Here is a 4,602-nt window from a genome sequence, read left to right as displayed (position 1 = left end):
GTGTTGGACGGTGCGACAGGGGCCGCGGCCGGCCCCGGCACAGGCGCCGCGATGATCGCGTCGGGCGCCGCCCTGGCGGCCTTGGCGGCCTCCCTGGCCTCCCTTTCGCGGGTCGACTTGAGGATCGCCTTTTCGCTCTTCAGCGTGGTGAGGCCGGAGGCCGGCTCGGAGCCGGTGCGGCCGTTCTGCGGCCCCGGTTCCACCGAAGCACCCTTGCCGGCGTCATAGAGATCAATGATTTCAGCCAGGCGTTCCGGCGTCAGATCCTCGAACGTGTCCTTGAAGATCATGACCATCGGCGCGTTGACGCAGGCGCCAAGGCATTCGACCTCTTCCCAGGACAAGGTGCCCTTGTCGTTGGCGTGGAACTGGTCGTGATGGATTTTGGAGCGGCACACATCCATCAGCGCTTCCGAACCGCGCAGCATGCAGGGCGTGGTGCCGCAGACCTGGATATGCGCACGCGTGCCGACCGGATTCAACTGGTACTGCGTGTAGAAGGTCGCGACTTCGAGCCCGCGGATACGCGGCATGCCGAGCATGTCGGAAATCGTCTCGATGGCCGCCTTCGTCACCCAGCCTTCCTGCTCCTGCGCTATCATCAGCAAGGGAATGATGGCCGACTGCTCACGGCCCTTCGGGTACTTCTTGATCCATTGCTTCGCCGCAGCCGCGTTCGCCCGGTTGAAGGCGAAGGATGCTGGCTGGACGCTGGCTTCTGCGAGACGGCGGACTGACATTTAGCGATCGACCTCACCAAACACGATGTCGAGGGAGCCGAGAACGGCGGTGACGTCGGCCAGCATGTGGCCGCGGCAGAGGAAATCCATCGCCTGCAGATGCGCGAAACCCGGCGCGCGCAGCTTGCAGCGGTAGGGCTTGTTGGAGCCGTCGGAAACGAGATAGACGCCGAATTCGCCCTTCGGCGCCTCGACCGCGGCGTAAACCTCGCCGGCCGGCACGCGATAACCCTCGGTGTAGAGCTTGAAGTGATGGATCAGCGCTTCCATCGAGCGCTTCATCGCCTGGCGCTTGGGCGGCACCACCTTGCCGTCGAGGTTCGACACCGGCCCGGTGCTTTCCTTGCCGAGCAGGAGATCGACGCACTGGCGCATGATCTTCGCAGACTGGCGCATTTCTTCCATGCGCACGAGGTACCGGTCGAAGCAGTCGCCGTTCTTGCCGATCGGAATGTCGAAATCCATTTCCGAATAGCATTCATAGGGTTGCGACTTGCGCAGGTCCCAGGCAGCACCCGAACCGCGCACCATCACGCCCGAAAAACCCCAGGCCCAGGCATCGGCCAGCGAGACGATGCCGATGTCGACATTGCGCTGCTTGAAGATGCGGTTGCCGGTCAGCAGCTGATCGAGGTCGTCGATCGACTTCAGGAACGGGTCGATCCACTTGCCGATGTCCTCGACCAGTTTCTGCGGCAGGTCCTGGTGGACGCCGCCGGGACGGAAATAGGCGGCATGCATGCGCGAACCGGAGGCGCGCTCATAGAACACCATCAGCTTTTCGCGCTCGACGAAGCCCCATAGCGGCGGCGTCAGCGCGCCGACGTCCATCGCCTGCGTCGTCACATTGAGGATGTGCGACATGATGCGGCCGATTTCGCAGTAGAGAACGCGGATCAGCTGGCCGCGCTTCGGCACTTCGATGCCGAGCAGGCGCTCGGCGGCGAGCGCGAAGGCGTGCTCCTGGTTCATCGGCGCGCAATAGTCGAGCCGGTCGAGATAGGGAATCGCCTGCAGGTAGGTTTTGGCCTCGATCAGCTTTTCGGTGCCGCGATGCAAGAGCCCGATATGCGGATCGACGCGATCGACGACTTCGCCGTCCAGCTCCAGCACAAGGCGCAAAACGCCGTGCGCCGCAGGGTGTTGCGGGCCGAAATTGATGTTGAAGTTGCGGACGGAGGTTTCAGCCATTTACTGCTTTGCCTTCTCGTCACCCGGCAGGACGTAATCCGTACCTTCCCACGGGGACAAAAAATCGAAATTGCGGAATTCCTGCTTGAGCTCGACCGGCTCATAGATAACGCGCTTGGCCTCATCGTCGTAGCGCACCTCGACGAAGCCGGTCAGCGGGAAATCCTTGCGCAGCGGATGGCCTTCGAAACCATAGTCTGTCAACAGGCGGCGCAGATCGGGATGGCCCGAGAACAGCACGCCGTAGAGATCATAGGTCTCGCGCTCGAACCAGTCGGCGCCGGGGAACACGCCGGTGATCGACGGCACCATGGTTTCCTCGTCGGCCTGCACCTTGACGCGGATGCGCACATTCTGCTTCGGCGACAACAGATGATAGACGACGTCGAAACGCTTGGCCCGCGACGGATAGTCGGCGCCGCAGACGTCGATGATCGAGATGAACTGGCAGCGCGCATCGTCGCGCAGGAAGGTCATCACCTCGACCAGATCGCGCGGCTCGACATGGATGGTGAGTTCGCCATAGGCGATATCAGCCTCGTTCACGCGGCCGATCAGCTTCTCGCCGAGATAGTTCGACAGTTCGCTCAGGGATGCGGTCATGGATTTACCGTTCGATCGTGCCGGTGCGGCGGATCTTCTTCTGCAAGAGAAGAATGCCGTAGAGCAGCGCTTCGGCGCTCGGCGGGCAGCCGGGCACATAGATATCGACGGGCACGATGCGGTCGCAGCCGCGCACCACCGAATAGGAGTAGTGGTAGTAGCCGCCGCCATTGGCGCAGGAGCCCATCGAGATGACGTAGCGCGGTTCCGGCATCTGGTCGTAGACCTTGCGCAGCGCCGGCGCCATCTTGTTGGTCAGCGTGCCGGCGACGATCATGATGTCGGACTGGCGCGGGGACGCGCGCGGCGCGACACCGAACCGCTCCGAATCATAGCGCGGCATCGAGGTGTGGATCATTTCGACCGCGCAACAGGCGAGGCCGAAGGTCATGAACATCAGCGACCCGCTGCGCGCCCAGGTGATGAGCGCCTCGGTCGAAGTGACCAAAAAGCCCTTGTCGGCCAACTCGTTGTTGATCTCGAGGAAGAAGGGATCGTCCTCCCCCACCGGCCTGCCGGTGTTGGGATCGATAATACCCTTGGGCTTCGGCGCGACGAGGGTGCCTGAACTGTCGTTCAATCCCATTCCAGCGCTCCTTTTTTCCATTCATAGGCAAAGCCGATGGTCAGCACCGCCAAAAACACCATCATCGACCAGAAACCGAGCATGCCGATCTTCGAAAACGACACCGCCCACGGAAACAGGAAGGCCACTTCCAGGTCGAAGATGATGAACAGGATCGACACCAGGTAGAAACGGATGTCGAACTTCATGCGGGCGTCGTCGAACGAGTTGAAACCGCACTCGTAGGCGGAAAGCTTTTCGGGATCGGGATTGCGGTAGGCCACCAGGAAGGGCGCGGCCAGCAGCGCCAGGCCGACAACCAGCGCCACGCCTATGAACAGGACGATGGGCAGGTATGAGCTCAAGAGTGCGTTCATGCTCGGCTTTCCGTTGGCGCAATCCACTTTGATTACAGCACCGGACCCTAATGCGGAAGCGTGACAGTTTAACCGCTGAACCGTTTTAAGGGCCTATGCTGCAACGCGGCGAGGGTTAGCGCAGCACTTCCAGCGAAGCAAGTCAAACCTTGTTCAAAACACCGACCTGGACGGCATATCGCGGCAAACTGGTCCGATCCGCTCCTGTTTGATTTCCTTCGCTTTTTACTCCACTTTTCTCTCCTGACATGGATGCAGCCAAAACCCTGCTAGCATGGGTTGGAATCAGCCATTCGACCCTCGGTCAAACACTTCAAAGTGATGCCTGCATGAAGGAAAAGATCTCGCTCCCCACGGCCCGTCGCATCGCGCTTGCCGCCCAGGGGTTTCTCGATCCCCGCCCGACCGGCACGCCCGACCGCCGGCATTTTGCCCGCACCCTCTCCCGCACCGGCCTGCTGCAGATCGATTCCGTCAGCGCGGTGGTGCGCGCTCATTATATGCCGCTCTATTCGCGCCTTGGTCCCTACCCGTTCTCGCTGCTCGACAACGCGGCCGTGACGCGTAAGCGCACGGTTTTCGAATACTGGGCGCACGAGGCGTCCTTCCTGCCGGTCGAGACCTACCCGCTGATGCGCTGGCGCATGCAGCGCGCCGAGCGCGGCGACGAAATGTATCTGGGCCTCGCCAAATGGGGCCGCGAGCACGCCGCCTATATCGAAGAGATTTACCGCCAGGTCGCCGAGCGCGGCCCGATTGCCGCTTCCGCGCTCGAAGGCCAGAAAGGCTCGGGCGGCTGGTGGGGCTGGAGCCACGCCAAGCATGCCTTCGAATGGCTGTTCTGGGCCGGACGCATCACCACGGCGCACCGTCGCGGGTTCGAGCGCTTCTATGATCTGCCCGAGCGCGTGCTGCCGCAGGCGGTCCTCGACCTCCCAGTGCCCACGCCTGAGGACGCGCACCGCGAATTGCTGCGCATTTCCGCCCGCGCCCACGGCGTGGCGACTTCAGGCGATTTGCGCGATTATTTCCGCCTGTCGCCGGCCGATATGAAAGGCCGGTTGGAGGAACTGGTTGAAACCGGCGAATTGCTGCCGATGCGCGTCGAAGGCTGGGACAAGCCGGC

6 protein-coding genes are annotated in these 4,602 nt (G+C 62.2%); 1 reads left to right on the top strand and 5 read right to left on the bottom strand.

Annotated elements, in window-relative coordinates; all coding sequences use genetic code 11:
• From nuoE to EN964_RS25300, 5 genes are all read right to left on the bottom strand, one after another.
• Positions 1–740 (bottom strand): NADH-quinone oxidoreductase subunit NuoE (gene nuoE, locus EN964_RS25320; RefSeq protein ID WP_127273480.1); only part of this gene is annotated, 740 nt, incomplete at its 3' end.
• A complete protein-coding gene (locus tag EN964_RS25315; RefSeq protein ID WP_127260745.1) occupies positions 741–1,931 on the bottom strand; it encodes an NADH-quinone oxidoreductase subunit D in 1,191 nt (396 codons plus the stop codon).
• Positions 1,932–2,534, bottom strand: a complete 603-nt coding sequence (locus EN964_RS25310) for an NADH-quinone oxidoreductase subunit C (RefSeq protein WP_127268493.1) — start codon at positions 2,532–2,534, stop codon at positions 1,932–1,934.
• Between the two features lie 4 nt (positions 2,535–2,538).
• Complete coding sequence (locus EN964_RS25305; protein WP_013531090.1) at positions 2,539–3,120, bottom strand: NADH-quinone oxidoreductase subunit B family protein; 582 nt, start codon at positions 3,118–3,120, stop codon at positions 2,539–2,541.
• On the bottom strand, positions 3,111–3,476 hold the full coding sequence (locus tag EN964_RS25300) for an NADH-quinone oxidoreductase subunit A (protein ID WP_010910112.1): 366 nt from the start codon (positions 3,474–3,476) through the stop codon (positions 3,111–3,113). Before EN964_RS25300 ends, EN964_RS25305 begins: the two co-directional genes overlap by 10 nt.
• Positions 3,477–3,805: 329 nt before the next feature.
• Here EN964_RS25300 and EN964_RS25295 point away from each other — a divergent pair.
• Positions 3,806–4,602 (top strand): winged helix-turn-helix domain-containing protein (locus EN964_RS25295; RefSeq protein WP_164775981.1); only part of this gene is annotated, 797 nt, incomplete at its 3' end.

This window comes from Mesorhizobium sp. M7A.F.Ca.CA.001.10.2.1 (assembly GCF_003998575.1).
Classification (GTDB): Bacteria; Pseudomonadota; Alphaproteobacteria; order Rhizobiales; family Rhizobiaceae; genus Mesorhizobium.
Note: the sequence above shows the minus strand (reverse complement) of the source record. Positions and strands in the feature narration are given on the sequence as shown.